This is a genomic window from Pantoea sp. CTOTU50773, from assembly GCF_032082325.1.
Taxonomy (GTDB): Bacteria; Pseudomonadota; Gammaproteobacteria; order Enterobacterales; family Enterobacteriaceae; genus Pantoea; species Pantoea communis.
The window spans coordinates 7,346-10,209 of the sequence record NZ_DAMDQC010000152.1 but is presented as its reverse complement, the minus strand read 5'-3'; the positions used below and the strand labels follow the sequence as shown (position 1 = coordinate 10,209).

3 protein-coding genes are annotated in these 2,864 nt (G+C 53.0%); 2 read left to right on the top strand and 1 reads right to left on the bottom strand.

The genetic code is table 11. From position 1 onward, the window contains the following. On the top strand, positions 1-460 hold a 460-nt coding region (locus RT340_RS18815; protein WP_313377476.1), incomplete at its 5' end, for an MFS transporter. Positions 461-541: 81 nt separating this feature from the next. Here RT340_RS18815 and RT340_RS18810 read toward each other — a convergent pair. Continuing rightward, positions 542-1,168, bottom strand: coding sequence for a PQQ-binding-like beta-propeller repeat protein (locus RT340_RS18810; RefSeq protein ID WP_237448841.1), 627 nt, complete (start codon positions 1,166-1,168; stop codon positions 542-544). Positions 1,169-1,713: 545 nt separating this feature from the next. Here RT340_RS18810 and RT340_RS18805 point away from each other — a divergent pair. Beyond that, on the top strand, positions 1,714-2,820 hold the full coding sequence (locus RT340_RS18805; RefSeq protein WP_283215802.1) for a Fic family protein: 1,107 nt from the start codon (positions 1,714-1,716) through the stop codon (positions 2,818-2,820). The last annotated feature ends 44 nt before the right edge of the window (positions 2,821-2,864 follow it).

The following is a 2,864-nucleotide window of genomic DNA, read 5'->3' as shown; positions in this document are numbered from 1 at the left end:
CAGCTTGCTCTATTCCTTCCTGATTGCTTTTGCCAGCCCGTTGGGGCCGCTGGTGGCAATGACCTTTGCCGATCGCATTGAGCGTAAGTGGCTGGTGAGTGGTTCCGCGCTGGCCATTGCCCTCGTCGGCACGGTGTTTTCCTGGCAGTCGCAACCGGTGATGCTGGTGACGTTGGGACTGCTATTGTCACTGGCTAGCACCTGTATGACCTTCTCCTACCGAGCCTATCAGGCCGAACTGTTCCCGACGCGTTTCCGCGCTAAAGCGATTGGATTGGTCTATTCGGTGAGTCGTATCAGCGGCATGTTGTCAGGTTTTACCATTGCCTGGGTGCTGAGTGAGATGGGGGTCAGTTCAGTGTTTGCCGTGATTTCCGGCGCGATGGCGATTGTGGTGTTTACCATTGGTGTATTTGGTCCACGCACGCTGAATCGCCGCCTGGAAGAGGTGAACCCCTGAGGGCGTGATGACCAAAGGGATGTGATGACAATGTGTTTATGACGGGATTAGGCCGCAGCCTAATCCCGTTTTCAATGGTGGTTATTTCTGTTCAGGCAGCGCGTATGCCAGCACATAATCGCCCACCGGCGTCTCCATAAAGTGATGCCCTGCCGCGACAATCACCAGATACTCACGTCCATTTTGCGTGTAGATCATGGGGTTGGCCTGGCCTCCTGCAGGCAGTTCCGTGCTCCACACTTCCTTACCGGTTTTCATGTCGATGGCGCGGATTAAGTCATCGGTGACTGCCGCGACAAAGATCAGGCCGCTGGATGTCACCACAGAGCCGCCATTATTCGGCGTACCAATGTTAATTGGCAATCCGGTTGGCAGACCAAACGGGCCATTGCGACGTGCGGTGCCCAGTGGACGATCCCAGATAGTGCGGCCATCACGCAGGTCAATGGCGCGGATGCCACCATATGGCGGCTCTTTACACAGCATGCCGGTGTACGGCAAGCGCCAACCCGCATTCACGTTCACCGCGTAAGGCACGCCGATTTGTGGATCGCCTGCCCCTTCCGCATGACCGGTATCGTGTGGGTTATACGGGATTTCATCGCGGGGTTTCCAGCCCATCGCATCGGCTTTCGCACGCGGCACCAGAATGTTGTAGTTCGGCATATCGTTGTAAATAGCGAATAAGGCTGGTTGAGGCAGGGGCAAACACCCATATCCTATCCCGAACAATTTTTGTCTGCGTATTTCCGCGACAAAATCCTGCTGTTTTTGATCTGGCGCAAGATCGCTATCTCACCATCCTGTCAGCTTATTCCTTACAGGGCGCATGACGCCAAATAACAAGAGGAATGCATCATGACAGGTAAATTAGGCTTAACAGGATTGCTATTGGTATGGCTGGTGTATGTGGCGTGGATGGTGAGTTACTACTCTGGAACATTTTCACTTTTCACCCATTGATTCGCTCTCCATCATTGCTACAACCAAAGTTACTTCATTCTCACTGATGGCGGCGCTCAGGCCGCCATCAGGCACTTAACTCCTTTTCCACTGCCGCGAAAATTTCAGCCTGAAATCGCCACACATATAGCCTTCTCATAGGGCTCAAATTCGCATGTTCACTGGCGTTTGAGCCGATTAAATCGTATCATTCAGCTCAACAACCGAGCCGAATAATCTCTTTTATGGCTCAAAGCATGAGCCTAATAGCATCCCCTTTTGGCTCATAGGCAAATGAGATGAGGCAAATTATGTGGATATGGCAGCAACCTGAGTGGCCAAATTTTCACTGGCAAGAGGAAAAACTCCTGCCACGATTGCGCTATCTCCAGCAGCAGCGCGGTATTTTGCTGGGCCGGGCAAGCATATCCGATAACACAGATACGCAAACTCTCAATACGTTGCTTACCAATATCCTGTCTTCCTCCGCCATTGAAGATGAGCGTGTTAACGCCGAATCGGTCAGATCTTCCCTTGCGCGGCGATTAGGTGTCTCGCTGGAGCAGCCCTATCCCGTCTCCGAACGATCCGAAGGACTGGCCACCATGATGATGGATGCCATCACCCAGCGCGATACGCCACTCACGTTTGAGCGGTTATGCCAGTGGCATCAGTGGCTTTTCCCGGCGAGTGAATGGACGATTAAGCGTCTGAACGTGGGTGGTTTGCGCGGTGAGGAGCCGATGCAAGTGGTATCCGGGCGTATCGATCGCCCAACCGTGCATTTTGAAGCACCACCGCGCGACGGGCTTGAACAGCAGCTTGATGAGTTTATTCGCTGGTTTAATCACAGCCATAACGAGGTTCAACTCGATCCGCTGCTGCGCGCCGCCATCTGTCATCTGTGGTTTGTCACGCTACATCCCTTTGATGATGGCAACGGCCGTATTACGCGTGCGCTGACAGATTTGGCGCTGGCACAAGCAGATAGCCAAAGCATCCGGTTATATGCCATGTCGTCATCGATTCTGACCCGGCGCACGGATTATTATCGGATTTTGCAAGAGACACAGCGTGGTGATTTGGACATCACTGCCTGGATGCTGTGGTTCCTCGATGTGCTTAATGACAGCCTGGAAGAGGCGCTGGCATCGGTCACGCGGATACAGAACAAGGCGAAATTCTGGCTGATCCATCACAATGCCCAATTGAACGCTGAACAAAATCGCGTATTGAATCGCTTGCTCGATGGCGGAGAACAAGGGTTTGAAAACGGCATCAGCGCCAGCCAATATCAAAAAGTGGCAAAGGTCAGTAAAGCCACGGCGACGCGCCATTTGACGGAATTACTGGAGAAAGGTTGTCTGGAGAAATTACCGGGCGGTGGGCGTAGTACGCGTTATCAGATCAAGCTGTAGAGTGTAGTGAGGCAACAGGAGCGACCTTCTCGCCGCTCCCAGCT

Coding starts and splice junctions, on each gene's coding strand:
- RT340_RS18805 (WP_283215802.1), top strand. CDS start 1,714: ATGTGGATATGGCAGCAACCTGAGTGGCCAAATTTTCACTGGCAAGAG.